Annotated in this window: 26 protein-coding genes; 14 read left to right on the forward strand and 12 right to left on the reverse strand. The window is 63.3% G+C overall.

Features of this window, described 5'->3' with window-relative positions:
• Positions 1-53 precede the first annotated feature (53 nt).
• Both typA and AB0H22_RS11000 read right to left on the reverse strand, forming a co-directional pair.
• Entirely contained in the window at positions 54-1958 is a 1905-nt protein-coding gene (gene typA / locus AB0H22_RS10995; protein ID WP_180752118.1) for a translational GTPase TypA, read from the reverse strand.
• Between the two features lie 261 nt (positions 1959-2219).
• Positions 2220-2624 (reverse strand): (deoxy)nucleoside triphosphate pyrophosphohydrolase, encoded by a 405-nt coding sequence (locus AB0H22_RS11000; protein WP_358146603.1) that lies wholly within the window; start codon positions 2622-2624, stop codon positions 2220-2222.
• A gap of 26 nt (positions 2625-2650) precedes the next feature.
• Between AB0H22_RS11000 and AB0H22_RS11005 the strand changes: the two genes are divergently transcribed.
• The gene (locus AB0H22_RS11005) at positions 2651-2935 is read left to right on the forward strand and encodes a 4a-hydroxytetrahydrobiopterin dehydratase (RefSeq protein WP_358146604.1); all 285 of its coding nucleotides are present in this window, start codon (positions 2651-2653) and stop codon (positions 2933-2935) included.
• 12 nt (positions 2936-2947) lie between these two features.
• On the opposite strand, the gene purU is transcribed toward AB0H22_RS11005, so the two are convergent.
• The 3 genes from purU to AB0H22_RS11020 are packed head-to-tail and all read right to left on the reverse strand — an operon-like array spanning position 2948 to position 5918.
• A complete protein-coding gene (gene purU, locus AB0H22_RS11010; protein ID WP_180752115.1) occupies positions 2948-3847 on the reverse strand; it encodes a formyltetrahydrofolate deformylase in 900 nt (299 codons plus the stop codon).
• 3 nt (positions 3848-3850) lie between these two features.
• The gene (locus AB0H22_RS11015; protein WP_358146605.1) at positions 3851-4657 is read right to left on the reverse strand and encodes an SDR family oxidoreductase; all 807 of its coding nucleotides are present in this window, start codon (positions 4655-4657) and stop codon (positions 3851-3853) included.
• A gap of 10 nt (positions 4658-4667) precedes the next feature.
• On the reverse strand, positions 4668-5918 hold the full coding sequence (locus tag AB0H22_RS11020; RefSeq protein ID WP_358146606.1) for a mannosyltransferase: 1251 nt from the start codon (positions 5916-5918) through the stop codon (positions 4668-4670).
• 153 nt (positions 5919-6071) lie between these two features.
• Between AB0H22_RS11020 and AB0H22_RS11025 the strand changes: the two genes are divergently transcribed.
• Positions 6072-6737, forward strand: a complete 666-nt coding sequence (locus AB0H22_RS11025) for a hypothetical protein (protein ID WP_358146720.1) — start codon at positions 6072-6074, stop codon at positions 6735-6737.
• A gap of 32 nt (positions 6738-6769) precedes the next feature.
• Here AB0H22_RS11025 and AB0H22_RS11030 read toward each other — a convergent pair whose 3' ends face one another.
• Entirely contained in the window at positions 6770-7345 is a 576-nt protein-coding gene (locus tag AB0H22_RS11030) for an HhH-GPD-type base excision DNA repair protein (protein WP_180752266.1), read from the reverse strand.
• 117 nt (positions 7346-7462) lie between these two features.
• Between AB0H22_RS11030 and AB0H22_RS11035 the strand changes: the two genes are divergently transcribed.
• The 7 genes from AB0H22_RS11035 (at position 7463) to AB0H22_RS11065 (ending at position 14263) form a co-directional block, all read left to right on the forward strand.
• Positions 7463-7756: a hypothetical protein gene (locus AB0H22_RS11035; RefSeq protein ID WP_180752112.1), complete on the forward strand. Its 294-nt coding sequence runs from the start codon at positions 7463-7465 to the stop codon at positions 7754-7756.
• The gene (locus tag AB0H22_RS11040) at positions 7753-8784 is read left to right on the forward strand and encodes a hypothetical protein (RefSeq protein ID WP_180752111.1); all 1032 of its coding nucleotides are present in this window, start codon (positions 7753-7755) and stop codon (positions 8782-8784) included. The genes AB0H22_RS11035 and AB0H22_RS11040 overlap by 4 nt, the downstream gene beginning before the upstream one ends.
• 130 nt (positions 8785-8914) lie before the next feature.
• The gene (locus tag AB0H22_RS11045) at positions 8915-9247 is read left to right on the forward strand and encodes a DUF485 domain-containing protein (RefSeq protein ID WP_180752110.1); all 333 of its coding nucleotides are present in this window, start codon (positions 8915-8917) and stop codon (positions 9245-9247) included.
• The gene (locus tag AB0H22_RS11050; protein ID WP_358146607.1) at positions 9244-10878 is read left to right on the forward strand and encodes a cation acetate symporter; all 1635 of its coding nucleotides are present in this window, start codon (positions 9244-9246) and stop codon (positions 10876-10878) included. The genes AB0H22_RS11045 and AB0H22_RS11050 overlap by 4 nt, the downstream gene beginning before the upstream one ends.
• Positions 10879-10986: 108 nt before the next feature.
• Complete coding sequence (locus AB0H22_RS11055) at positions 10987-12192, forward strand: MFS transporter (RefSeq protein WP_358146608.1); 1206 nt, start codon at positions 10987-10989, stop codon at positions 12190-12192.
• Between the two features lie 290 nt (positions 12193-12482).
• On the forward strand, positions 12483-12872 hold the full coding sequence (locus AB0H22_RS11060; RefSeq protein ID WP_180752265.1) for a hypothetical protein: 390 nt from the start codon (positions 12483-12485) through the stop codon (positions 12870-12872).
• Positions 12873-12961: 89 nt separating this feature from the next.
• Positions 12962-14263, forward strand: coding sequence for an acyltransferase (locus tag AB0H22_RS11065; RefSeq protein WP_358146609.1), 1302 nt, complete (start codon positions 12962-12964; stop codon positions 14261-14263).
• On the opposite strand, the gene AB0H22_RS11070 is transcribed toward AB0H22_RS11065, so the two are convergent.
• Positions 14260-14448: a DUF5302 domain-containing protein gene (locus AB0H22_RS11070; protein ID WP_180752106.1), complete on the reverse strand. Its 189-nt coding sequence runs from the start codon at positions 14446-14448 to the stop codon at positions 14260-14262. The genes AB0H22_RS11065 and AB0H22_RS11070 overlap by 4 nt on opposite strands.
• Positions 14449-14508: 60 nt before the next feature.
• On the opposite strand from AB0H22_RS11070, the gene AB0H22_RS11075 reads away from it, so the two are divergent.
• The 3 genes from AB0H22_RS11075 to AB0H22_RS11085 are packed head-to-tail and all read left to right on the forward strand — an operon-like array spanning position 14509 to position 16754.
• Positions 14509-15357, forward strand: a complete 849-nt coding sequence (locus AB0H22_RS11075) for a class I SAM-dependent methyltransferase (protein WP_358146610.1) — start codon at positions 14509-14511, stop codon at positions 15355-15357.
• A 52-nt stretch (positions 15358-15409) separates the two neighbouring features.
• Entirely contained in the window at positions 15410-15931 is a 522-nt protein-coding gene (locus AB0H22_RS11080; protein ID WP_358146611.1) for a DUF1697 domain-containing protein, read from the forward strand.
• A gap of 13 nt (positions 15932-15944) precedes the next feature.
• Positions 15945-16754, forward strand: a complete 810-nt coding sequence (locus tag AB0H22_RS11085; RefSeq protein WP_180752103.1) for a class I SAM-dependent methyltransferase — start codon at positions 15945-15947, stop codon at positions 16752-16754.
• A gap of 15 nt (positions 16755-16769) precedes the next feature.
• On the opposite strand, the gene AB0H22_RS11090 is transcribed toward AB0H22_RS11085, so the two are convergent.
• Complete coding sequence (locus AB0H22_RS11090; protein ID WP_180752102.1) at positions 16770-17414, reverse strand: class I SAM-dependent methyltransferase; 645 nt, start codon at positions 17412-17414, stop codon at positions 16770-16772.
• Between the two features lie 81 nt (positions 17415-17495).
• Between AB0H22_RS11090 and tpx the strand changes: the two genes are divergently transcribed.
• Entirely contained in the window at positions 17496-17990 is a 495-nt protein-coding gene (tpx, locus tag AB0H22_RS11095) for a thiol peroxidase (RefSeq protein WP_180752101.1), read from the forward strand.
• 17 nt (positions 17991-18007) lie between these two features.
• Positions 18008-18820, forward strand: a complete 813-nt coding sequence (locus AB0H22_RS11100) for a nuclear transport factor 2 family protein (RefSeq protein WP_358146612.1) — start codon at positions 18008-18010, stop codon at positions 18818-18820.
• Here AB0H22_RS11100 and AB0H22_RS11105 read toward each other — a convergent pair.
• From AB0H22_RS11105 to AB0H22_RS11120, 4 genes are all read right to left on the reverse strand, one after another.
• Positions 18811-19458 carry a TetR/AcrR family transcriptional regulator gene (locus AB0H22_RS11105; protein WP_180752099.1) on the reverse strand — a complete coding sequence of 216 codons (648 nt, stop codon included), beginning with the start codon at positions 19456-19458 and terminating at the stop codon, positions 18811-18813. The two genes, AB0H22_RS11100 and AB0H22_RS11105, sit on opposite strands and share 10 nt — an antisense overlap.
• Positions 19451-21661, reverse strand: coding sequence for an MMPL family transporter (locus tag AB0H22_RS11110; protein WP_358146613.1), 2211 nt, complete (start codon positions 21659-21661; stop codon positions 19451-19453). Before AB0H22_RS11110 ends, AB0H22_RS11105 begins: the two co-directional genes overlap by 8 nt.
• Positions 21662-21741: 80 nt before the next feature.
• Positions 21742-22542 carry a hypothetical protein gene (locus AB0H22_RS11115; protein ID WP_358146614.1) on the reverse strand — a complete coding sequence of 267 codons (801 nt, stop codon included), beginning with the start codon at positions 22540-22542 and terminating at the stop codon, positions 21742-21744.
• Positions 22542-24689: a hypothetical protein gene (locus AB0H22_RS11120; protein ID WP_358146615.1), complete on the reverse strand. Its 2148-nt coding sequence runs from the start codon at positions 24687-24689 to the stop codon at positions 22542-22544. The genes AB0H22_RS11115 and AB0H22_RS11120 overlap by 1 nt, the downstream gene beginning before the upstream one ends.
• Positions 24690-24691: the final 2 nt, after the last annotated feature.

A 24691-nucleotide genomic window follows, 5' to 3' on the forward strand; every position in this document is an offset into this window, starting at 1 on the left:
AGTGTGCGCCGATTTCGTCGGCCGCGCGAGCGTAGGGAGAGAAATCCGCCAGGTCAGCTGTTGTTGGAGGCGGCCTTCGCCCGCGAGCGGTTGCGCGCGCGGGTGTTGGCGTCCAGGTCCACCTTGCGCACCCGCACAATTTCCGGCGTCACCTCGACGCACTCGTCGCCCGCGCAGAACTCCATGGCCTTCTCAAGGTCGAGTTCCATCGGTCTGGCGAGGGTCTCGAAGACGTCGGCGGTCGCGGACCGCATGTTGGTCAGCTTCTTCTCGCGGGTGACGTTGACGTCGAGGTCCTCGGCACGTGGGTTGATGCCGACGACCTGGCCCTCATAGGTGGCATCCCCTGGCTCCACGAAGAACTGCCCGCGATCGGACAGCTGGGTCATCGCGAACGGGGTAACAGAGCCGGTGCGGTCGGATACCAACGACCCGGTGTGCCGCGCGCGGATCTCCCCGGCCCACGGCCGGTAGCCCTCGAAGACGGCGTTGGCGATGCCGGTGCCTCGGGTCAGCGTCAAGAAGTCGGTGCGGAAGCCGATGAGACCACGGCTGGGCACGATGAAGTCCATGCGGACCCATCCCGCGGCGTGGTTGGCCATCTCCTCCATGCGGCCCTTGCGGGCTGCCATCAGCTGGGTGACAGCCCCGACGAACTCCTCGGGACAGTCGATGGTCATGGCCTCGAACGGCTCGTGCAGCTTGCCGTCGATCTGCCTCGTGACCACCTGCGGCTTTCCGACGGTCAGCTCGAAGCCCTCACGGCGCATCTGCTCAACGAGGATGGCCAGCGCCAGCTCACCACGACCCTGCACCTCCCAGGCGTCGGGACGGTCGATATCGACGACCTTGATCGACACGTTGCCGATGAGTTCCGAATCCAGCCGCGACTTGACCATCCGCGCCGTCAGCTTGTGCCCGGACACCTTGCCTGCCAGCGGCGAGGTATTGGTGCCGATGGTCACCGAGATGGCGGGCTCGTCGACGGTGATCCGCGGCAGCGCGTGGGCATGTTCAGGGTCGGCCAGTGTGTCGCCGATCATGATTTCGGGCATTCCGGCGACGGCCACGATGTCACCGGCAACGGCTTCGTCGGTACTGCTGCGCTCGACGCCCTCGGTCGCCAGGAGTTCGGTGATCTTTGAGTTGGTGATGACGGGGTGGCCGTCCACCTCCCGCATCCACGCCACCTGCTGGCCCTTCTTGATCCGGCCCTTGTAGATGCGGATGAGCGCGAGACGGCCCAGGAACGCGGATGCGTCCAGGTTGGTGACCAACGCCTGCAGTGGGGCCTCGGGGTCGCCCTGCGGCGGCGGGATGTGCTCGAGCAGCACGTCGAACAGCACATCGAGGTTCTCGCCGTCGGGATTGGCACCATTGGCGGGCTCGACGGTGCTGGCGATTCCGGCGCGGCCCGATGCGTACAGGACCGGCAGACCCAGCGCTTCCTCGGCGGCCTTCTGCGCTTCGTCATCCAAATCGGAGGCGACGTCGAGCAGCAGGTCGTGGCTTTCCGAGACGACCTCGGCGATGCGGGCATCGGGCCGGTCGGTCTTGTTCACACACAGGATCACCGGCAGGTGCGCGGCCAGCGCCTTGCGCAGCACGAAGCGGGTCTGCGGCAGCGGGCCCTCGGAAGCGTCGACCAGCAGCAGCACACCATCGACCATGGACAGGCCGCGCTCCACCTCGCCGCCGAAGTCGGCGTGCCCGGGGGTATCGATGACGTTGATGACCGTCATGGACCCGTCAGGGTTCTGGCGGTGCACCGCGGTGTTCTTGGCCAGGATGGTGATGCCTTTTTCCTTCTCCAAGTCACCGGAGTCCATCAGGCGTTCGATGGCGTCATCACCTCGATGCGTGAGCGCACCGGACTGTTTGAGCATCGCGTCGACCAGGGTTGTCTTGCCGTGGTCGACGTGCGCAACAATGGCTACGTTCCGGAAACTATGGGTCACGTCTGTCAATTCTGGCAGTGAACACCCCAGTTCACGAAACTGGCGTTATCACGTGTGACGCCCGACATAGATCCAGACATAGCCCAAGACACATTTAGACCAGAAGTAGGACACCCAGTGAAGGCCAGCAAGGTCGCACGGCTCAAGCCCAAAAAGAAGTGCTGTAAAAGCAAGCCACGCTGCATGAAGTGCCCCGTTGTGGTGCACAAGATGCAGAAGGCCGAGCATCACGGGCTGACGGAAAAAGAGCTGAAAAAGGCGCTACACCGGGCGCGCGGCCACTAACGCGTCCCGTAGGGCGCCGATCCATTCGCGGTCGGCGGCCACCCACTGCACCGCGTCCAGGTCGTCGGACTTCACCCAGCGCAGCGCCAGATGTTCATGGGGATGCGGCGTGCCACTGTGCAGCTGTACCCGATAGGCCCGCAGCACCAGATTTCCGGCTGGGCCTATCCCGACGATGTCCTCCCCCAGCCGCGACCCGACGGTCACCGTGATACCCAGTTCCTCGTGCAGCTCACGAACGAGCGCCTGCGGCTCCGACTCGCCCTCGACGACCTTTCCTCCAGGAAGCTCCCATTGCCCGGCAAGTTCGGCGGGTTTGGATCGTTGCGCTATGAGCAGCTTGTCCCCATCGATCACCGCGCCCGCGACCACTATCGCCATGGCGGTCGACGTTATACGTTGAGTCCATGGCCCTGCTCACCGATGACCAGATCAGCGCAGCGCTCGCCGGACTTCCCGGGTGGACTCGCGACGGTGACACACTGCGCCGCGCCGTCAAGTTCGACGCCTTCCTGGACGGTATCGCCGCGGTGCGCCGCATTGCCGAGCACGCAGAATCGGTCGACCATCACCCCGATATCGATATCCGTTGGCGCACAGTGACGTTTGCACTGTCCACCCATTCCGAGGGCGGTCTCACCGAGAAAGACGTGGCGCTGGCCCAGGCGATCGACTCGGAGGTTGGGCGCTAGCGCGTCACGGGATCACAAGATCGCGGTGACGTTGCCGTGCCGCATGACCCGGTCTTCACAGTGCCAGGCCACCGCACGCGATAACACGAGGCGTTCCACATCGGAACCGAGCCGCACCAGGTCTTCGACGGTGTGGGTGTGATCGACCCGGATCACGTCCTGCTCGATGATCGGTCCCTCGTCGAGCTCCCGCGTCACGTAATGCGCTGTGGCACCGATCATTTTGACGCCGCGCTCACGCGCACGCCGATACGGCATCGCACCGGTGAACGCGGGCAGGAACGAATGATGGATGTTGATCAGCGGACAATCGATCTCGGCCAGAAACTCCGGCGACAGGATCTGCATGTATCGGGCCAGGACCACCAGGTCGACGTTTCCCTGTAGCAGGTCCAACTGCTTACGTTCGGCCTCGGCGCGATTCTCACGGGTAGCCGGGATATACACGAAGGGCAACCCGAATGAGCGCACCTGCTCGGCGAGGTCGGGATGGTTCGAGATCACCATCACGATCGACATGTCGAGCTCGCCGCGGCGGTTGCGCCACAGTAGATCCAGCAGACAGTGATCCGTGCGCGAGACCATGATCGCGACACGCTTGGGCTTGGTCGCCTCGCTAAACCGGTACTGGATATCGAATTCTTCAGCAATAGAGGCGAATTCTGTCTCCATGCTCTCTCGTGCGGCGGTGAGTCCGGAACGGTGGAACACGGTGCGCTGCATGAACCAGCCGCCCTGCGGTTCGGTCGAGTACTGCGCCAGCGAGATGATGCTCGCTCCGGCGTTGGCCAGGAAAGCGCTGACTGCGGCCACCACGCCGATCCGGTCGGGACATTGCAGTAGCAACCTGCCGATGTCCTTGGAGTGGAAGGCATCTGAAGAACCGGTCGGGTGCATACCTTGCGGAAACATGCCCTACCTCGACTTCAGACCGTGCATGCGCGCCAGGAACTTGAGAAACGGTCCGGCGGGCAGCAGTCGCTGGGCGGCCATGATGAGCGGTGCATTACTACCCTTGGCGTACAAGGGTTTCGGATTCGGATTCAGTGCCACGTCGACGACCAGACGCGCCAGGTCGTCGGAGGCCATACCGTGCTGTTCCCGTGCGGCCATGGCCGCGTCGACCGTCTGGAACGCTTCACGATAGGCAGAGCCCTCGGACACGATGCGGTTGCGCCGTGTCTCGATCCCGGTCGCAATGACTCCGGGTTCCACGGTGCTCACGGCGATCCCGAACGGCGCCACCTCGTAGCGCAGGCAATCGGCCACGGTATGCAGCGCCGATTTCGCCGAGCTGTAGGTCGACCGGAACGGGACATGCAGGGTGCCCGCCATCGACCCCACCATGACGATGGCGCCCCGACGCCGTTCCCTCATACCGGGCAGCACCGCCTTGATGAGGGCAACGGGCCCAAAGACATTGGTGACGAACAGCTTCTCGAAGTCATCCATCGGGACGTCTTCGAGTGCGCCAATCTGACTCTCTCCAGCATTGTTGACCAGCACGTCCACCTCGCCCGCCTGCGCGACGCAATCGGCGATACTCGCCTTGTCTGTCTGATCGAGCTGCAGATACTGCACCCCGGCGATGGGGGCGGCGATGGTGTCGGGGTTGCGGCTGGTGCCCAACACACGATGCCCGCGTTCGACGAAGATTCGGGCCGCGCTCGCACCGATCCCGCTGGAGGCGCCGGTGACAAGGACGGTGCGCTGCTCTGTCATGACGGCAACGCTAGCCGGTGGTCGATACCGCTCGACCTGAAGCCCGCGCCGACCTGATCCCGGTCACCGCCATCCAGGTCAGCGTCGCCACCGCAGCCGCGATGTCCACCAGCCCTGCCCAGGCCAGGGGCCACGGGCGATCGATCCGCCAGATATCAGGTTGGGCGAAGCTGAGCAGCCAGGGCACTCCGACCAGCAGCAGCGCCAGCCACCCGTAGCCAAAGACCTTGGCACCCAATTTCTCTCGCCACGGTCCGTAGATCAGCCACACCATGAAGGGAACCATCCACACCCAATGGTGTGTCCACGAGATGGGCGAAATGAGGAGGCCGAATATCTGCACCACACAGATCTGCCCCAGCCTGTCGTTCACGGCGCGCCATGCCAGGAAGGCCAGTACGGCGGTGATCAGGCAGGCCACCAGCACCAGCGCTCCGGATCCCGCGTCGTGTCCGAGGATCCTGGAGATCCCGCCACGCCAGGACTGGTTGAAGACGGTGGCGATCGGCCCGATCCGGTCCGGCTTACCCAACAGGTCGGTGAAGTAGTACCGGCCCTGCGCCCCGACGACTGCGACGCCCACCAGCACAGTGAGCACGAAGACCAGGCCGGCCCAGATGGCCGTCGTCCAGCGGCGCGCGCCGAGGAAGTAGAGCCCGCTGACCAGTGGGGTCAGCTTCACCCCTCCGGCGAGCCCCACCAGCGTGCCGGAAATCCACCAGCGCGGGGAGCTCACCGCCAGCAGGATCAGCAGCATCAACAGCACGTTGATCTGCCCGTAGTCGAGCGTCGAGCGCACCGGCTCGGTCCACATCGTCACCGCCGTCCACATGGCCGCCGCACGGGCGTCGTCGAATCCGAGCAGCCGCTGGCTCAGCCGAACCACCGCGTACAGCGCGGCGATGGTGCCGAGAATCCAGCACAGCCCAAGCAGGGTGAACGGAAGCAGGTGAAGCGGCCAGAACACCACGGCCGCGAAGGGTGGATACGTAAAGGGCAGCGGAAAGCCTGGCGTCTTATCCGCATAGGTGAACTCGTAGAGATTTCCGTGTCCCAGGGTGGCAGGACCGCTGACGTAGACGTGCAGGTCGACAAGGTCGGCGCCATGCGGTGTCAAGTAGGCCCAGGCGACCCGCACCGCGACACTCAGCACAAGCAGCCACGGACCCCATTCCCGGACACGCCGCCACACTGCCGCGCCGCGTGTCGGCACCAACGGCTCTTCATCCGCCCTGGTCGGCTCGGTTCGCTCCGTTTCCATGGGGGCTTAGATAACCTCGCTCACTCGTTTTGGTAACGGTTCCATCTACACCACTCGCGTCACTTGAGTAACACCAGTAACGGATTACCTTGGCGTTTAACACCGGTACACATGTCTAGCGAAACAGCATTGGAGTTCAATATGTCACGGTTTATGTCCCGGCTCCCCAACGTCTTCGTTGGCGCGTCGATCGCGGCCTTCGCCTCGGCCGGCCTGGCACTCGGCCTGGCCTCAACCGCCGGCGCTGACCCCATCCCGGCCCCCGGGCCGAACCCCACCAACCCGGCCGCGATCCTCGGCCAGGCCGCCTCGGGCTTCGGTAATGCCCCCGCCGCCCCGGCTGCGATAGCTCCTGCGGCACCCGCCGCGATCGCCGCACCTGCGGCACCCGCCCTGGCGCCTGCCCTGGCGCCTGCCGCTCCGGCGGTCGCACCGATTCCTGGTGTGGCACCCGCCACTCCGGCAGTGGCACCGGCACCGGGTGTGGCACCCGCGGCCCCGGCCGTACTGCCTCCGGTCGCCGCACAGGCACTGACCCCGGCCGCCGCGCAGGCCTTGTCACCGGCTTCGGTCCCCGCCGCCAACAACCTGCCCGCCATTCCGCAGATTCCCGGCGCAGAGGGCGTTACCTCCACCGTTGATCTGTGGGCCACCAACCTGCCCAAGCTGCTACCCGCCGGTGTGCAGCAGGCGCTGGTCCCGCCGGCGCTGGTCAATGGAGTCCCGGCCGCCGTCGCTCCGGCCGCGGGGCTGCCCACCGTGGCCACCCCGGGTGCGGGCCTGGTTCCGTCGGCACCGATGTTTGCGGCGCTGCCGTAGTTTTTCAATACAGAGGCAAGGCGGTCAGGGCGTTATGCCTTGGCCGCCTTTGCTTTGGCAGCCGCTTTCATTTCCTTTTTATGGGCGCGCACAAGACCCAGAGACTCGGCGTCGACGACATCCGCCACCGACAGATGCGTCCCCTTCTCGCCGTAGTTTCCCGCAGCCTTACGCCAGTCCGCGGGCTGAACTCCGTACTGCTTGCCCAGCAGTGCCACGAAGATTTTGGCCTTCTGCTCGCCGAAACCCGGAAGCGCCTTGAGTCGCTTGAGTAACTCGGCCCCATTCGGGTCGCCGGCCTTCCATATGTTCTCGGCGCGGCCGTCGTACTCCTCGACGATCTCTTGCGCGAGCACCTGCACACGCTTGCCCATCGAGCCGGGGAATCGATGTATCGCGGGCCGTTCGGAACATAACGCCACGAACTTGTCGGGGTCGTACTCGGCGATCTGGTGCGCATCGATACCGCCAATCCGGTCGGCAATCTTCTTGGGCCCCGCGAACGCAACCTCCATAGGTATTTGCTGGTCAAGGAGCATCGCGATCAACAACGCCAGGGGATTCTCCTCCAGCAACTCATCGGCGGCCGGGTCCTGCGCTAGCTGCAATTTCGCCAATGTGACATTCCTTCCTTCCCGACTTTGACAACCTCAGCGGTGCTACGCTACGGCAACTTAGGCGACCAAGATCGTCGTTGCTCGGGGAGGCTGCCGCTGTCACGCCAATTGGACGTTGATCTAGAGGCGTTGCGCAAGCTGTCGCCGGAATTACGAGAACAGGCTCAAAAGCTATGCAGCAGGGCCGCCAACCCCACGAGGGTTGAATACGGGGATGCACCATCGCTGACTGCAGTCAGGCGACTCGTTACCGAGGTGATTCCCGAATTACAGCGCATGTTCGCTGCGCGCTGCGAGAACATGGCCGATCTATCCGAGCAGGCGCAGACTCGCTTCGGTGACACCGAAGAGTACGTGCGGCAGACCATCCTCTCGGCCGCCTCGTTGTCGAGGCCACGATGAAATCCGAGTACTCGGCCAGACGGTTGCTGACCAATCACCCCGAGCAGTCGATCGTGCCGTTGCGGCAAGCGATGCTTGCTGCCGCCGAGCTGCAGCATCGCGCCCAGGACTACAAGCATGCGGTGGAAAGACCTGGCGGCCTGCCCTGGGACGGTGAGACCGCGCGCGCGGTCCAAGAAACCGCAGCCAACGACGAGAAGACTATCTACATGGCCACCGAGGTGCTACTCGAGGACGCCCCGAAAGCCTTGGTCACCTTAGAGTTCCAGGCAATCGAGTATCGCCGCGAGGCGGTCGACCTGTACAACGAGGCCATCGACCACGGCTACACCGTGGCAGAGGATCTCACCACCACCTGGATCGCGCAGGCTCGCTCCACCCCGGAGATCATCGAGAAGGGGAATCAGTACGCCGCCAAGTTCACACGGATGATGCGGACCGCCTACGACAAGTGGTGGGGAGCCGAACTGGAAGCCCAGCATCAAATCGACGCTATTTGCGATGAGCTGGCGGCCTCCTTCAACCCCTTCAGCGGGCTGACCTCCACACAGGGAAATCAGGACGGGGCCCATTTCCAAGAGAGCAGCCAGCGAGATCCGAACGTGCTGAACCGGGTCAACGCGGCATCACTCCTGGACGATCGACAACTCAAAGACCTCGCGGCCGGCAAGAGCGTGACGATCCCGTCCAACCAGCTGCAGTATCTGTACGAATTTGCACAGTCCTTCGATGGCAAATCCTCCGCTGAGATCGCCGCAATCAAGGCAGGACTACCCGAGGAATCTCAGGACGCCATGGCGCGGGCGTTCTCCCTGGTGTCCAACGATCAGGTCAAGTCCGGCGTGCCCTATACCGATGGCGCATTGAAGAACTTCATACCCGATGTGGGTTCCGCACCCCGTCTTCCCGACGGCATCGTCAGCGAAACGATCACCATGGCTCCCCCCAGCGAGCCAACCGATGCAGAGAAATTCTTGCGTGCAGTCAACCAACAGTATTGGGAAGATCCGTCACCCAAGAAAGTATGACGTTCGGGCCCACCGACCCGGGCCTTGTCAGATGAACACCTGACTAATCAGCGCTGGAAACCCCGCGGTGTGACCCCGGCCCTCATTACGCTCTCCCAGCAGCCTGCCAGGTATCGACAAGGAGCCCGCGTTGACCGCTATCGATCCTCCCGAGCTATCCACCGAACGCGCATTGGAACTCCAGGCCAGCCCAGAGTTTCGAGAGCTCCGGAAAACATTGCGCCGCTTTGTTTTTCCTATGACTGCGTTCTTCCTCATCTGGTATGGCCTCTATGTGGTGCTCGGTGCGTTCGCTCACGATTTCATGGCGATCAAGCTCATCGGCAATATCAACGTGGGACTAGTGCTGGGCCTTGGTCAGTTCGTCACGACGTTCGTCATCACCGGCCTCTACGTCAGGTTCGCCAATCGCGAGCTGGATCCGCGGGCCGCAGCCATCCGCGCCGAGGTGGAACAGGCATGACCACTCCATCGACGCTGGCGGCCGATACCGTCGGCAATCCGGCCACCAACATCGCGATCTTCACCGTCTTCGTCGCCGTCACCCTCTACCTCGTCATCCGAGCCAGCGGCAGCAACAAGACCGCCGAGGGGTTCTTCACCGGCGGCCGCGCGTTCTCCGGTCCGCAGAACGGCATCGCCATTGCCGGCGACTACCTTTCCGCCGCAAGCTTTCTCGGAATCGCGGGAGCCATAGCCGTATACGGCTACGACGGATTCCTATATTCCATCGGGTTCTTGGTGGCCTGGCTGGTTGCTCTGCTCCTTGTGGCCGAATTACTGCGCAACACAGGCAAATTCACGATGGCCGATGTGCTCAGTTTCAGACTCAGGCAGCGTCCGGTGCGGCTGGCGGCGGCCACATCCACCCTCGCGGTGTCGCTGTTCTACCTGCTCGCACAGATGGCAGGCGCCGGAGGTTTGGTGGCGCTACTGCTCAACATCCACAGCCGAGTGGGTCAGTCGGTGGTGATCGGAGTGGTGGGCCTACTGATGATCGTCTATGTCCTGGTGGGCGGCATGAAGGGCACAACCTGGGTGCAAATCATCAAGGCAGTGTTGCTGATCGCCGGCGCCGCACTCATGACGGCAATGGTGCTGGCCAAGTTCGCTTTCAATTTCTCCGACATCCTCGGCGCGGCTCAGCATGCCGTCTCCGGCAGCCACACCAAAGGTGTTGCATCCCGGGATGTTCTGGCTCCGGGCGCACAATACGGCGGCTCGTTGACATCCAAGATCAACTTTCTGTCGCTCGGACTCGCGCTGGTACTCGGCACCGCGGGTCTCCCCCACGTCCTGATGCGCTTCTACACCGTCCCCACCGCCAAGGAGGCGCGTCGATCGGTGGTGTGGGCGATCGGACTGATCGGCGCCTTCTACCTCTTCACGTTGGCGCTGGGCTACGGCGCCGCGGCGCTCGTGGGACCCGATCGCATCCTGGCGGCGGCCGGCGGCCAGAACTCGGCCGCGCCCCTGTTGGCCTTCGAACTGGGCGGGGTCATTCTGCTGGCGGTCATCTCGGCGGTGGCCTTCGCGACCATCCTCGCGGTAGTGGCGGGACTGACGATCACCGCATCGGCATCGTTCGCGCACGACATCTACGCATCGGTCTTGAAGGGGCACAAAGTTTCCGAGGAAGAGCAGGTACGGGTGTCACGGATCACCGCGGTGGTGCTGGGCGTCGTCGCGATCGGGCTCGGCATCCTGGCCAACGGGCAGAACGTCGCGTTCCTGGTAGCCCTGGCGTTCGCGGTTGCGGCAGCAGCCAACCTGCCGACCATCATCTACTCCCTGTACTGGCCGCGGTTCAACACCCGCGGTGCGCTGTGGAGCATGTATGGCGGGCTGATCTCCACTATCGTGCTGATCGTCTTCTCTCCCGCCGTCTCCGGCACCAAGACGGCGATGATCCCGGGTGCCGACTTCGCCTGGTTCCCACTGGCCAATCCGGGCATCGTGTCGATTCCGTTGGCCTTCCTGCTCGGCATCGTCGGGACCCTGACGTCCAAGGAAACCGGTGACCCGGGGCTGAACGCAGAGATGGAGGTGCGCTCCCTGACGGGTATCGGCGCGGAGAAGGCCGTCCAGCACTAGTAGACCGCCGCCGAGATGACGTTGACGCTGGTCTTTGTGAGGTAATCACCCATGTAGATGTCATCTCGACGGGAACAACCTTCCATCGCCCACGACTTACAGTGAGTTGTGATTGCCCGTCTGCGCCGTTCGGCAGCCTTCGCACTGCTCGCGTTCAGCTTCTCCGTAGTCATGATCGGCACCACGATGCCGACCCCGATGTATGCGCTGTACTCGCAGCAGATGCACTTTTCTGTGCTCACCACCACGGTCGTCTACGCCACCTATGCCGCAGGGGTGCTGTTCGCGCTCCTGCTGTTCGGCAGCTGGTCAGACGTTCTCGGCCGTCGCCCACTGCTGCTGACGGGCGCCGGATTCGCCATCCTCAGCTCGGTCATCTTTCTCTTCGTCGACTCAGTTCCCCTGCTGCTGATCGCGCGAATCGTTTCGGGGCTATCGGCGGGGTTCTTCACCGGCGCAGCCACGGTCGCGGTCATCGAGGCGGCACCCGAGCAATGGCGCGGCCGGGCGGCCGCGGTGGCTACTGTCGCCAACACCGGCGGCCTGGGCCTGGGCCCGCTGATGGCCGGGTTCCTCGTCCAGTACGCCCCCTGGCCGACACACCTGGCATTCGTCATTCATATCGCACTTGTGCTCATCGCCGTGGTGGCGTTACTCCTGGCACCCGAAACCGCGCCAAAACACGGAAAACTTGGTGTGCAACGTCTTTCGTTGCCGCAGGAGGTGCGCACCACATTCGCCGCCGCCGCGACCGCGGGTTTCGCCGGATTCGCGGCACTGGGGTCGTTCACCGCGGTGGCACCCGGATTTCTGTCCACCGTGATCGGCATCGACAATCATGCCGTGGCCGGGGCAACCGTCTTTCTTGTGTTCGGATCCTCTTGTGTTGCACAGATATTCGCCCGACAGGTACCGGCGGCCCGGGCGCTGATCATCGGTTGCGCGATCCTGCTCGCAGGAATGCTGCTCATCGCGATCGCGCTCTTGACATCATCGCTGCCTTGGTACTTGGCCAGCGCCGTGGCGGTTGGCGTCGGCCAGGGCATCAGCTTCAGCCGCGGCCTGGCCTCCATCGCCGAAAAGGTTCCCGAGGACAACCGCGCCGGGGTGACGTCCAGCTATTTTGTCGTCGGCTATATCGGAATCGCACTGCCGGTTATCGGTGAGGGGCTGGCCGCTCAAGAGTGGGGACTGCGCACTGCGGGGGTGAGTTTCTCCCTCGCGGTAGCCACCCTGACTGCGCTATGCCTCATCGCCGTCATCTGGCAGGAGCGTCCACGTCGAGAAGTCGCGGCGAGCACGACCACCGGCTAATCAACTGCCGTTGCCACCACACCCCATGTCCACAGCTTCGCTACCGAAAAGATAGGTAGCACAGCACAGTTCACTTCTCCAAGATGGACGCTGGTGTCAGAAAATCGTTCATCCGACAAGGGTTGTACCGGATCCGGATCGGCGCTACGGTGTCGGCGACCCCGCCTGTCTTTTGTCTTTCGGGGGCATACACCGGTTATTTCAGAAGGAGTCGATGGGTCGTGCCTGAAGTCGTGCCGGATGACGGAGAAGCCCCAGTCATTGTCAGCCTCGTCGATGCGGCGGTGCATATGTACGCATCCGCCATCGACACCTTGCCTGAACCCACCGACCCCGAGTACGGCGAGCGTGTCGCTGTCGTTCTCGGTGGGCTGCGCAAGCTCGAGGGCGCTATCGCGAAGGCGGCCGGCCGCAGCCGCGTCACGCCCTCGGTCATCCTCGCGCTGAGCGGGGTACGCCATCGGTATGACGATCTGATGAAGGATGCCGCCGACAGCTCCAGCGCGACGCTGGGCCAACGTCTCTACACCGCACGTCGGCGTGCGCGGCTCACCGCGCAGGAAACCGCGAACGGTGCCGGTCTGAAGGTCGGATTCCTGACGGCGGTCGAAGCCGAGGAAGCCGTCACCGATGACGAGGCCGCGCGCATCAAGGACCTCATCGCCGCTCTCGGCGGCTAGTCCTACTCGCCAGGCCCAGGGGAAATTACCTAGCAAGGTCGCGTAGCGACGCGCTGTGTCGGCGCGATCCACTCGACGACGCTGGGTGCATGACGACGACTCTGGGCTTGCCCACCGCCGACGAGGTGTGCTCAGCCACCCCGACAACGCGCGACCGTGCACTTGACGTGATCCGGATCGTGTCGCTGGTCGGCGTGGTTCTCGGGCACACCATCATGGCGGTGAGCACCATCGACAACGGTGTGCTGCTATGGGGCAACCTGCTCAACGGGCGCCCGATTTTCCAGGCGTTGACCTGGATTTTCCAGATCATGCCGTTGTTCTTCTTCGCCGGTGTCGCCGCGAGCGTGGGGTCCTGGAAGCCCGGGACCAGCTGGGGGTCCTGGCTCATGCATCGCTGCACCCGGCTATACCGCCCGGTGTTCTACTACGTGGGCTTCTGGGCAGCGGCGCTGCTGATTCTCCGGCAGATCCTGCCGCTGCACGTGTACGAGCCGGTCGCCGGTGTCAGCACCCAACTCCTCTGGTTCCTCGGCGCCTATGTGCTGGTGTTGGCCGCGGTTCCGCTGCTTGCCCGCATCACGACGACGCGGAGCATGTTCGGCGCGCTGGCGGGGATCTACCTGGGAATTGCGGCGGTCGACGTGCTGCGTCTGGGGCTCGGAGCACCCTCGGGCATCGGGTACGTGAACTTCGTGGTGTGGCTGCTGCCGGCGGTTTTGGGCGTGGGGTACCGCCGGCAGCTGATCACCCAGAAGGCGGCGCTGATGCTCGCGTTGGCCGCACTCGCGGTCAACATCGCACTGGTGACGTTCGGTCCGTACACGATCAGCCTGGTCGGAGTGGCTGGGCAGAAGGTGCCGAACATGATCCCGCCGTCGCTGGTACTGGCCGGGCACGCAGTCATCCTGTCCGCACTCGCCATCGCGGCGATGCCCGCCATCAATCGTTGGGCTCAGCGCCCACGGGTGTGGTGGGCGGTCGCCATCGGCAACTCGGGCGCGATGACGCTGTACCTCTGGCATATGCCTGCGCTACTGGGTATGCACCTGGCGTTCGACTTCCTCGGGTTTCCCCGATACGACACCGCCGCACCTGATTTCATACTGCTCTCGGTGTTGCAGGTGGCGACAATGCTCGTCCTGGTGGCCGGGCTTTTCCTAGCCCTGCGACCGCTGGAGAACAACCCGCTGCCCGGCTGGGACGGAGGGTACGTCGCGCATCCCGGTCTACGCAGTGCCGCCGTCGGGATAGCACTGATGATCGCAGGCGGATTCACCCTGGCCTCAGTCGTCTGGGGGCTCAAGGGCTTTGGCCTCGTGTGCTGGGTGGTGGTCCTGGCCGGCTTGATCACCGCACGGGCACTGGCCAGTGACAAGAAGGGTGTCTAACCGCCGCTCTTACGACGGAATTCGCGGTGCGAGCCGGCCCGGCCATGTGCGTGGGTCGGCTTGCTTCCGGTGTCCTTGTTGTCGGCGGCCGCTGAGGCCTTGGTGTTCTTACGCTCGAGCGCCTCACGGAACCTGCGCTTGGCGTCGTCAGCGGCCGGCTCGCCGCTCCCGTTCGATTCGGTCATGCCAGCTAGCCTATCCAAGGGAGAGCCCGGTCGTCGCACCATTTCACTAGCATCAGATTCATGACCGAGTCTGATGCTCTTCGCCCAAGCGGCTCATCGCGGATCAGCGGGGACAGCCTGGAGGGTGTCTCGGCTACCACCTTGTGGACATTGCACAACCGCGGAACCGAGGCCAAGCGCCCGGATGGTGTGATCCAGGACCCGCTGGCCGCAGAGCTCTTCGACGCCATCGAGTACGACTACCGTAAGTTCGGCCGCCCATCGCAGACCCATGCGCTGCGGGCACTGGCCTTCGACACGCAGGCACGGGTGTATCTGGCGACACACCCCAAGGCAGCAGTGGTCGCTCTCGCCGAGGGCATGCAAACCAGCTTTTGGCGGTTAGGCGGCGCGGAATCCACAACCCAATTTGCTTGGTACTCGGTCGATCTTCCCCCGGTTATGGAACTCCGCAACAAACTGCTGCCCAAGAACGAGCGGATCGTCGAGCTGGCGCAGTCGGCCCTGGAATTGAGCTGGATGGACCGGGTGGACAACTCCAACGGCGTGTTCATCACGGCCGAGGGTCTCCTCATGTACTTGCAGCCCGAGGAATCGCTCGGACTGATCGAGGCCTGCGCCAAACGCTTTCCCGGCGGGCAGATGATGTTCGACAACATCCCGCACTGGTTCAGCAAGCGCACCCTACAAGGATTCAAACTGTCCGACCGTTATGTGGCGCCGCCCATGCCGTTCGCGCTGACCCCCGATGAAGGCGAGGCGTTGACCTCTGTTCCGGGCGTGGTGGCGGCCATCGACATACCGCTGCACCCGGGCCGCGGCATCTGGAAGTTCGTGAACTCCAAGCGTCTCGATCGCGGTTTTCTGCGGCGAACCCGGCCCTCCATGACACTCCTGCAGTTCGGATAGGCATGCCCGCACCGAACGTGCTGTGGCGTCACCTGATCACCTGGGAGAAACCATGAGCAGATATGCCGCCCTCTTGCGCGGTGTCAACGTCGGCGGCATCACGATGAAGATGGCCGATGTCCGCGATGCCATCGAGGCCGACGGATTCACCGGTGTAACAACGATTCTCGCCAGCGGCAACGTGCTGTTGGACTCCACGGAATCTGCGTCCACGGTCAAGGAACGACTGCAGCAGGTGCTCGGCGCTCGGTTTGGTTACGAGGCCTGGGTGCTGGTGTACGACCTGGACACCATCGGCCGCATCATCGCGGAATTCCCCTGGGAGCCCGAAATCGAGGACGTCCACTCGTACGTGATGTTCTGCAGCGACCCATCGGTGCTTGCCGAGCTAGCCGCGCTCGGCGGTGACCTCGACGAGACCGAACGCATAGCCGCCGGTAATGGCGTGCTGTATTGGCAAGTACCCAGGTCACAGACGCTGGGCAGCCCCATCGGCAAGACCACCGGAAAGAAGCGGTACAAGTCGACGACGACCACCCGAAATCTGCGGACGTTGCACAAGCTCGTTCGCTAGTACTCTGGCAACCATGGCTGCCATTGACGCCCGCCACCTCGACGGCGTATCCGAGACCGCGCTCATCACCTTGAATCAGCGGGCCACCGAGGCGGCTCGGCTGGACGGTGTTCTCGAAGACCCGATGGCCATCGTCCTGCGCGACAGCCTCGACTACGACTACCAGCATTTTGGTCGCACCCATCAAGGTATTGCGCTGCGGGCGTTGACATTCGATAACGTGTCCAACGAGTACCTGGCGGATCACCCGCGCGCCACGGTGGTGGCGTTGGCCGAGGGACTGCAGACCAGCTTCTGGCGCATCGATAACGGCGAGCTGAACTGGCTGACCGTCGATCTGGAACCCATCGTGCGGCTGCGCCAGCAGTTGCTTCCTCCGACGGATCGGCTCCGCTATCTCGCACAGTCGGCACTCGACCACTCCTGGATGGATCAGGTCGACGACTCCAACGGCGTACTGATCACCGCCGAGGGGCTGTTCATGTATTTGGAGCGCGATGTGGTGTTCGACCTCATCGCCGCCTGCGCCCGACGATTTCCCGGTGGATGGATGGTCTTCGACACCATTCCCTGGTTGATGAGTGTGTATTCGCAACGGCGCGGCTGGAAACTGAGTGAGCACTACACCGTGCCGCCGATGCCCTTCTCCTTCACCGCCCACCAATACGGTGAGCTACGTGCCCTCGACGGAGTTCGCGCGGTGCGGGAGGTACGGATGCCTCCCGGGCGCGGCACCTTCCTGAAGTTGGCGACGCCGCTGTTCTACGATCTCCCGTTTTCCGATCGGGTGAGGCCGGCCATGACCGTCGTCGAATTCGGTTGATCCGCAGGCTTTCCCCTAGGCAGGCTTGACCGCACGTCCGATCACGACCGACGAGGACGGCATCGGAATACCCATAACCTTCAGCCAGTCGTCGCGTTGCCCCTCGATCTCGAATCCGGCCCGTTCGATCGCGGCCAGTGTGTCTCGATGCGTGTGGCAGTTGCCGAACAGTCGCGGCCAGAAGGTCGCATCGACCGCACGCTGCGTCAGTCCGAGTGCACCGCCGTGCGCCACGTGTTCGAAGAAGCGCACCTCGCCTCCTGGCTTGAGCACCTGGAATGCCTGCGCGGCGGCGCGATCAGGGTCGCTCACCGAACACAAAACCAGCGAGCACACCACCGCGTCGAATCGGTCTTCACCCGTGACGGTGAGGTCCTCGAAGACGCCCGCGGTCACGGTTATCGGGATGGCGGCTGCGGCGGCCGCATCCTGCGCCTGCGGGCGCAGCCTGGATTCCGGTTCAAGCGCCGTCACGGAGGTGACGGTGTCCGGGTAAAGCGGGAAGTTCGAGCCGACTCCCGCACCCACCTCCAGGACACGTCCGGTGAGACCGCGCAGATTCTCGGCACGCAGCTCCTTGATCTCAGGAGGTTCCCGCCGTGCGATGGCCGACCAGATGGCCGAGAAGAGTTTGTTGTCGAAGCTGACGGGCGTCGCCATATCTCCAACCTAGCCCCGCCGACGCTGATCTAGCACCCACCCACCACCCAATCAGCAACCCAACTCTGGAACACTGGGTTCATGGCACAGATCACGTTGCGCGGAAACCCCATCAACACGGTCGGCGAGCTTCCCGCCGTCGGCTCTCCTGCCCCGGCATTTGAGCTGGTAGGCGCCGATCTCGGCCCCGTCACCAGCGAGCAGTACCGCGATAAGCCGGTGATCCTCAACATCTTTCCCTCGATTGATACGCCCGTCTGCCAGACCAGCGTGCGGACCTTCAATCAGCGCGCCGCCGAGGCCGGAGCCCCGGTGCTCTGTATCTCCAAGGATCTGCCGTTTGCTCAGAAGCGCTTCTGTGGTGCAGAGGGCATCGAGAATGTCGGCACCGCCTCGGCATTCCGCAGCTCGTTCGGCGAGGACTTCGGCGTCACCATTGCCGACGGCCCGATGACCGGCCTGCTGGGACGGGCGATCGTCGTCATCGGCGCCGACGGCAATGTGGCCTACACCGAGTTGGTGCCCGAGATCGCCCAGGAACCCGATTACGACGCGGTGTTCGCGGCACTGTCCTAAGACTGATCTGAGGAGCTGTGTCGAGCACCCCTTATTCCGACGAGCTGCTGGCGACCGTTCAGGCGTCGCCGGCAGCTGTCGGTGCACATGACAAGGACACCTGGGTCGGCCTGTTCGCCACCTACGGCCAGGTGAATGACCCGGTAGGTTCGCGACCGCACATTGGCGAGGACGCGATCAGCAAGTTCTATGACACCTTCATCGCGCCCAACACCATCGTGTTCGAGGTCGAAAACGATGTGGTCGCCGGAATGTCGGTGCTACGCGATCTGACCATTCATACGACCATGTCAACGGGCGTCACGATGCACATTCCGATGCACCTGCGCTACGACCTGGTCGAGGACGGACCGGCCTCATCCCTCAAGATCGACCGTTTGTTCGCGTACTGGGAATTGCGCGCGATGATCGGCCAGCTGTTGGGCGCCGGTAGTGACGGTCTACTCGCGAGCGTGAAGCTGGGTCCGCAGCTGCTGAAGAACCAGGGCCTCAACGGAGTACTGGGATTCATGCGTGGACTCAAGGGCGTCCATGACACGGGAAGGCAGCGCGTCCAGGAGTTGGCGGCAGCCCTAACGGCCCGCGATATCGCGACGGTCACCAGGTTGCTTTCTCGTGACGCCACGCTGTCCGTCGACGGGATATCCGAAGCATCGCTGGATGAGTTCAGCTCGGCGGCAAGTTCTTTGACGGTCGACAAGCTGTTGGCTGCGGGCTCCTCCGTCTCCGCGACGGTGCGTCTGGCCGACCGGCGCGGAGTCGGGCTCTTCGAGTTCTCCGACAACTCGGCCGCCCCGGGCACGCTGTCCTCGGTGCGGCTCTACTTCTGACGCGGCAGCAGGCCGGTCAGATCGATATCGCTGACCGCCTGACCCAGGCAGGCGACACGTAAAGCGTTGTCGGCGAACACCTCCCCGTCACCCCAGGGCAGGTACGGCTTGGTGACCAGCATCGATGCCACCCCGTGCGCCGCCGCCCAAAGCTGTAAGCCCATGGCCACCGTGTCACCGTCGGGGTAGAAACCTTCGGCGACGAGTTCCTGAACTCCTTTGTGCAGGTGTGCGAATGCCGCACTGACCAACGTTTCATCCAGCTCACTGTCGTTGCGCGGTGGCGCCGAGGTGGCCAGCCGATACATCAACGGTGTCGCGACGGCAAAGCGCACATAGGCCATTCCCTGCGCGTGCAGGCGCTCCAGGGCTGTCGGCTGGTCGAGGGCCGCGGTAACCATCTCATCGTCGAGTCGCTGGTAGTACTGGCCACATACCGCGTCCATCAATTCGTCCTTGTCCGCGAAATGCAGATAGATCGACGGCGGGGTCACACCGATCTTGCGCGCCACCTCACGAATCGATGGCGCCCGCAGCTCCGTGGTATCCAAGACCAGATCGATTGCGGCGTTGACAATCTCGTCGCGGAGTTGTTCACCTTCGCCACGCGAGGAACGCTGGCGGCGCGGACTAGTCACTTACCCCAATCCGTTCGTGGAGTTTGACCAGCGGCTTGGGCGCCCACCAGTTGAAGCGCCCGAGTATTCGCATGAACGACGGCACCAGCAGCATCCGGATGACGGTGGCGTCGACCAGGATCGCAATGGTCAGTCCGGTACCAAACATCCGCATGAAGGACACCTGCGCGGCCATGAGCGCCGCAAAGGCAATCGACATGATCACCGCCGCCGCCGTGACCACTCGGCCGGTGCGGGCCACCCCGAGCGCCACCGCCTCGTCACTGTCGGCACGCGTCTGCCCGGACGCCACCCAGTACTCGCGGATCCGCGATATGAGGAACACCTCGTAGTCCATCGACAGCCCAAACGCTATACAGAACAACAGCATCGGCATGGAGGCGACGATCGTGCCGGTAACCTCGGTACCGAGACCACCCAGGTGCCCCTCCTGGAATATCCAGACCAGCGCGCCGAAGGTGGCCGTCAGTGACAGCACGTTGAGTACGAGAGCCTTGAGAGGCAGCACCACCGAGCCCGTCAGCAGGAACAGCAGCACGAAGGTGACGATCGCGATGATGGCCAACACCAAGGGAAGTTTGTGCACGATGCCGTCGACAGCATCCCGATCCAGCTGAGCTCCTCCACCGATCTTGACGGCGACGCCGCCGGGGCCCGGTAAGGCATGCACGGCGTCGAGCTGACGATCTGCGGCGGGGGTATACGGCTTGGCCCCCGTCTGAATTGTGAAAAACGCTGTACCGTCCTTGATTCCGGTCGCACCAGCCGGGGGGCCTACCTTCATCCCTCGGATGAAGGCGCCGGTGGGTGCGGCCACTTCCTTGACATCCTCGATCTTCGACAGCTCCGTGGCATACCGGTCGATTTCCGGTGGCCGCACCGGACCGACGCCCTCGGCGATGACGGACAGATTGGTGGAGCTGTTGTTGTCAAAGTCTCGACGGATCTCATTGCCGACCTGATGCGCCGACGCGGATGCGGGTAGCACTCTGTCATCAGGGAAGCCGAACTTACCGTCGAGGAACGGCAGGCCGAGAACCACCAATGCCGTCACGATCACGATGGCGATCGGAACCGCCCGGGCCATAACCCGTTTGGTGGTCCGGTACCAGAAGGTTTCGGTGACCTCCTTGGCTGCGGGTTCGGGCCTGCCCAGGACTTTCCGAATGAGCCGGCGCACATCGAGGGCATCGATCCGATCACCCAGCAGGGTGATCACCGCGGGCACGATGACAAGGGCCGCGATGGCACCCACGAAGACCGTGGCGACACCCGCGTACCCGAATGATTTGAGGAAGTAAATCGGGAACAGGATCAGCGCCACCAGCGCGAGGGCGACCGTCAGCGCCGAGAACAGCACGGTGCGGCCGGCCGTGGCCATGGTCAATACCAGCGCTTCGTCCCGCGGCTTCCCGGCGCTCACCTCCTCCCGATAGCGACTGATGATCAATAGCGAGTAGTCGATGGCGAGCGCCAATCCCAGTGCGACAGTGAGATTCAGCGCGAACACCGACACATCGGTCAGGTAGGTCAGGCCCCGCAGTATCGACATCGCGCCGAGGATCGCGAACACCCCGACGACGAGGGGTAGCAGCGCCGCGTAAAGCCCTCCGAAGATCCACACCAGCACCACGAAGCTGATCGGAATCGCGATCGATTCCATCACCAGCAGATCCTTCTCGGTCTGCGTGACGATCTGGTTGTACAGCGTCGCAACGCCTCCGGCCTTGATCGAGACTCCGTCGCGATCGATGGCGAGCGTCTTGATGAGGGTCGCTGCGTGTTTCTGGGCGAGGTTCTCGCCTCCGGTCAGTCCGGCGACGATCAACCCCGACTTGCCGTCGGTGCTGAAAAGCTCCCCAGCGACGGGCGGCGGAGCGGTCCACGCCGAGGTCAGGTTGAGGACCACGCCCGAGTCTTTGAGTTTGCGTTCCAGATCTGCCGCGACGGCCCGCGTCTGCGGGCTCTGGACACCCTGCTCGCTGGTGAGCATGAACACCAGGGATTGGTCGCTGATATCGAACTTCTCGGTGAGAGCCTTTGCCACGTAGGCGGATTCTGAATTGGGATCCTGCTGCCCGCCCGCGGCGAGATACTTGGTCACCGGTACCCCGAAAATGGCGGCGCCCACCGCGATAAGCAGTGCCACACCTAAGACCAGGCGGGGTGCCGCGATGACCGACCGAGCCAAACGTTCCAGCATCTTGCCGCGCCTTCCCTCAGAAGATAACGGCGTTAAGTTATCAGCGGTAAGTTAGGCGGTCAAGGGGCCGCGTTGGTGCGTCAGGGCGCCGGCCAGCCGGGGTCAGGAGGCGCCGTGGGGAACTCGCTGCGGGGATGCTCGCCATCGATGAGGAACGCCCGCCGCTGCGGCAGGTCAGGCGCTTTGTCGATGCATGCCTGATTATCTGCATCGTATGTCGGCCATAGGGTTTCGAATCCCGGCTGGCGCGCGTGGAAAAACTCCAAATTTGCAGTGATCCGCCAGCCGCCGAACACATTGTTACTGGGGGCCGACCCGAAGCCAGCCTGCGGAGACGGCTGGACCACATCGCCGGCGGGGGCGACCAGCATTACCCGTTCGACGTAGATGCCACGCGATTCCCCGATTCCTGATTGCACACTCTTGAACGTTCCATTGTCTTGCTCTTTGGCTACCCGATAGCTATAGGTGCATACCGTCGCCGCGACATCTCGCCCTGAGTGCTGCACCGACAGAACATGGAGGCGGTAGTTGCCAACCAGCGCCGACTTCAAAGGTATGTCGAGGGCGGGTCTGCGAGTGTTGGCACCCAAGGCGCCCGTAGTGTCGTTGGGGGCCACCGCTTCCGTGAAACCGGGATAGGCGTAGTCGAGGTTGCCCATCGCGGCCGCCAGGAATGTTGACTCAATGTATGCCCGCACAGAGACAACCGGGCCGGTCGTCAACTCAATCCCGGGTTCAGCGCTCCACTGATCACGCACCTCACTGAACAAACCGCCCCACCGCTGAATCTGTGATTCACCGTCGGCGGAGAAGTGACATCCTGCCGATAGCACGGCCGCCGCCAGGATGAGCGCTGTAATCGCTCGGATACGCGTCATCACTTGGCGTCCGGCCGCTTGATGACGTCCTCGTATTTCTGCGCAAACGTTCCCGACGGATTGTTCTCTTTGCCGAGCGTATTGTTCAGCGCGTCGTTGAGTTGCCGCTGGTACTCGGAGTCCGAAGGCGGATTGATCTTTTGCTCCAGCAATTCCTCTCGCGAACCGATGTGCCCATTGACGACGTACCTTTCATCGATTCCCTGAACAGGTACACCATCGGCGATGAGTGCATTGAGCACGAATCGTGCGGACTCGTCGCCAGCCATATTGGGCACCACCGGTGTCGAGGTATTCGGCGGTGCCCCGATGATCGACTCCTTCATCGCGGCGCCGAACGCTCCGGCAAGGGGGTTGCTTCCCAACAGCGATTTCGCACCGGCGTCATACGCGTAGCCCCGCCATTTCTGAGCCTCGGCATCGTTGAGACCAATTGCATGCAGCCCCTCAGCCGTCCCCGAGGCCACCAAGCCCTTGAGGATTGCTGCGTCGAGCAGCCTCGAGTCATCCTTGCTCACCGGTACGCCGTTCTTGACGTCCTCCGCATAGTTATGTGCTCTATCCAGCGCGAGATGGTCGGCTGCCCCATTGAATTCCACATAGGCGTCCTGCTGCGTGCCCAGTACCGCAAAAAGGCCCTTGGCGATTGGCCTTTCGGAGTTCGTGGGATCCAGCGGGTCAAACTTGTCACCGTCACGTTCGGCACCCGCCACGCTGGCGATGTCATCCATGTATGGGGTCAGCCCGTGGGCGAACGCCTTCACCAATTCGGGATTGGCCTGCCCAAGAGTTTGGTTCGCGAACGGGCCTCGATCGGTCAACAGCTCGTCCTTGTGCGAGCCGATGTAGTTCGCATACTTCTCGGCAGTCTCCGCAGCGATATCAGCCTCGGGGCCAGTCGCGTGCTCGTTCGTCCAACTGAACAACGACCCCGCAGCCGCACCCTTGTCAGCCCACGGCACATTAGTGATGTCGTGCAGGAAGTCGTCGCCGTCCTCACCACGACGGCCGAGCAGTTGGTCGTGGATCACCTGATGATCGCGCCCGGCCGACGTGAAGATGTCCCTCACCTGCCAATCATCCGACGGGGGAGGCAAATCCATCCTCCGGTCGGCCAAGCGAATCAATTCACGATCGACCTCCGTACCGGTCTGCAGCTCCCGCCGCCCATCCCGAACAATGTCCGTGATGTCAGTCAGGTCCTGAATCTTCCGGGGATCGGCTTGTGTGTCGTACCCACCGTTCGAGATTGTGTTTCTCACCGAATCCGGCAGTTGATCGAAACCGCCTTTGACTACGTTGTTCGGGTCATCAAGGGCGTCGACCGTAGTTTCCGTCTTCGGGAAGCGGACGCTCTCATTGCTCATCAGCTGCCAGGAGTCGCCGATGATGTGCTTCCGATCCCCTAACCGCTCTTCGGCAGTCTTGAGCTCCTCGACAGTCATGCCCTTTTGTTGGGCTTGCATCTGGCTCAAATATGAGCCCTGCTCGGCGGTCAACTCCTCCCCGGGCTTTACGCCGTTCAGAACAGTCTCGACCCGCTTGGCCGCTTCCTGGTCACCCGCCAGTGCGTCCTGAACATCCTGCTCGGCGCGCCGACGCATTTCTGGTCGCCGCATTTCCTCCCCGGATATTTTGTCTGCCATTGAGTGGCCGCCGGTGCCCTCGTCGAGCACACGGGCCAACTCACCGTCGAGCGTTTCGCCGCGCGCCAAAAGACCCGTCACGCGAGTCTGGAGATCCTTGAGTTTGTTGATGACTTTCTGTAGCTGGTCCTTGTCCATCCCGGTGATGTCGGGGGGTGTCGCGCCGTTGGTTTTGGGATCAATGACCACGGCGGGAGGAGCCGCGGCATACCCCAAGAAGTCGCCGATGTCGGCGGCCAGCGTTTGGGACTCTCCGTAGGCCTTATTGGCGTGCATCGCGACATAGGTCGTCTGGAATCCCGCGGTCTGGAATCGGGCGGCCGAGCGTGTCATCGCGTCCCTGGCTGCATCGCCGGCATCACCTTTCCAGGTCGACGCATCGACGATGGCTTGTACGTTGTCCGCAGCCTGTTGGCTGGCGTCACCACGCTTCGACGCGGCGTCCGCGAGCGCCTTGATCTGCGGTGGCCAATTCTGCAATTCGTCGAGTGTCATCCCCATAT

The sequence above is a fragment of the Mycobacterium sp. NPDC050853 genome (assembly GCF_040653875.1).
Taxonomy (GTDB): Bacteria; Actinomycetota; Actinomycetes; order Mycobacteriales; family Mycobacteriaceae; genus Mycobacterium.

Coding starts and splice junctions, on each gene's coding strand:
- AB0H22_RS11000 (WP_358146603.1), bottom strand. CDS start 2,624: ATGGCGATAGTGGTCGCGGGCGCGGTGATCGATGGGGACAAGCTGCTC.
- AB0H22_RS11005 (WP_358146604.1), top strand. CDS start 2,651: ATGGCCCTGCTCACCGATGACCAGATCAGCGCAGCGCTCGCCGGACTT.
- purU (WP_180752115.1), bottom strand. CDS start 3,847: ATGTTTCCGCAAGGTATGCACCCGACCGGTTCTTCAGATGCCTTCCAC.
- AB0H22_RS11015 (WP_358146605.1), bottom strand. CDS start 4,657: ATGACAGAGCAGCGCACCGTCCTTGTCACCGGCGCCTCCAGCGGGATC.
- AB0H22_RS11020 (WP_358146606.1), bottom strand. CDS start 5,918: ATGGAAACGGAGCGAACCGAGCCGACCAGGGCGGATGAAGAGCCGTTG.
- AB0H22_RS11025 (WP_358146720.1), top strand. CDS start 6,072: ATGTCCCGGCTCCCCAACGTCTTCGTTGGCGCGTCGATCGCGGCCTTC.
- AB0H22_RS11040 (WP_180752111.1), top strand. CDS start 7,753: ATGAAATCCGAGTACTCGGCCAGACGGTTGCTGACCAATCACCCCGAG.
- AB0H22_RS11050 (WP_358146607.1), top strand. CDS start 9,244: ATGACCACTCCATCGACGCTGGCGGCCGATACCGTCGGCAATCCGGCC.
- AB0H22_RS11060 (WP_180752265.1), top strand. CDS start 12,483: ATGTACGCATCCGCCATCGACACCTTGCCTGAACCCACCGACCCCGAG.
- AB0H22_RS11065 (WP_358146609.1), top strand. CDS start 12,962: ATGACGACGACTCTGGGCTTGCCCACCGCCGACGAGGTGTGCTCAGCC.
- AB0H22_RS11070 (WP_180752106.1), bottom strand. CDS start 14,448: ATGACCGAATCGAACGGGAGCGGCGAGCCGGCCGCTGACGACGCCAAG.
- AB0H22_RS11075 (WP_358146610.1), top strand. CDS start 14,509: ATGACCGAGTCTGATGCTCTTCGCCCAAGCGGCTCATCGCGGATCAGC.
- AB0H22_RS11080 (WP_358146611.1), top strand. CDS start 15,410: ATGAGCAGATATGCCGCCCTCTTGCGCGGTGTCAACGTCGGCGGCATC.
- AB0H22_RS11085 (WP_180752103.1), top strand. CDS start 15,945: ATGGCTGCCATTGACGCCCGCCACCTCGACGGCGTATCCGAGACCGCG.
- AB0H22_RS11090 (WP_180752102.1), bottom strand. CDS start 17,414: ATGGCGACGCCCGTCAGCTTCGACAACAAACTCTTCTCGGCCATCTGG.
- tpx (WP_180752101.1), top strand. CDS start 17,496: ATGGCACAGATCACGTTGCGCGGAAACCCCATCAACACGGTCGGCGAG.
- AB0H22_RS11110 (WP_358146613.1), bottom strand. CDS start 21,661: ATGCTGGAACGTTTGGCTCGGTCGGTCATCGCGGCACCCCGCCTGGTC.
- AB0H22_RS11115 (WP_358146614.1), bottom strand. CDS start 22,542: ATGACGCGTATCCGAGCGATTACAGCGCTCATCCTGGCGGCGGCCGTG.
- AB0H22_RS11120 (WP_358146615.1), bottom strand. CDS start 24,689: ATGGGGATGACACTCGACGAATTGCAGAATTGGCCACCGCAGATCAAG.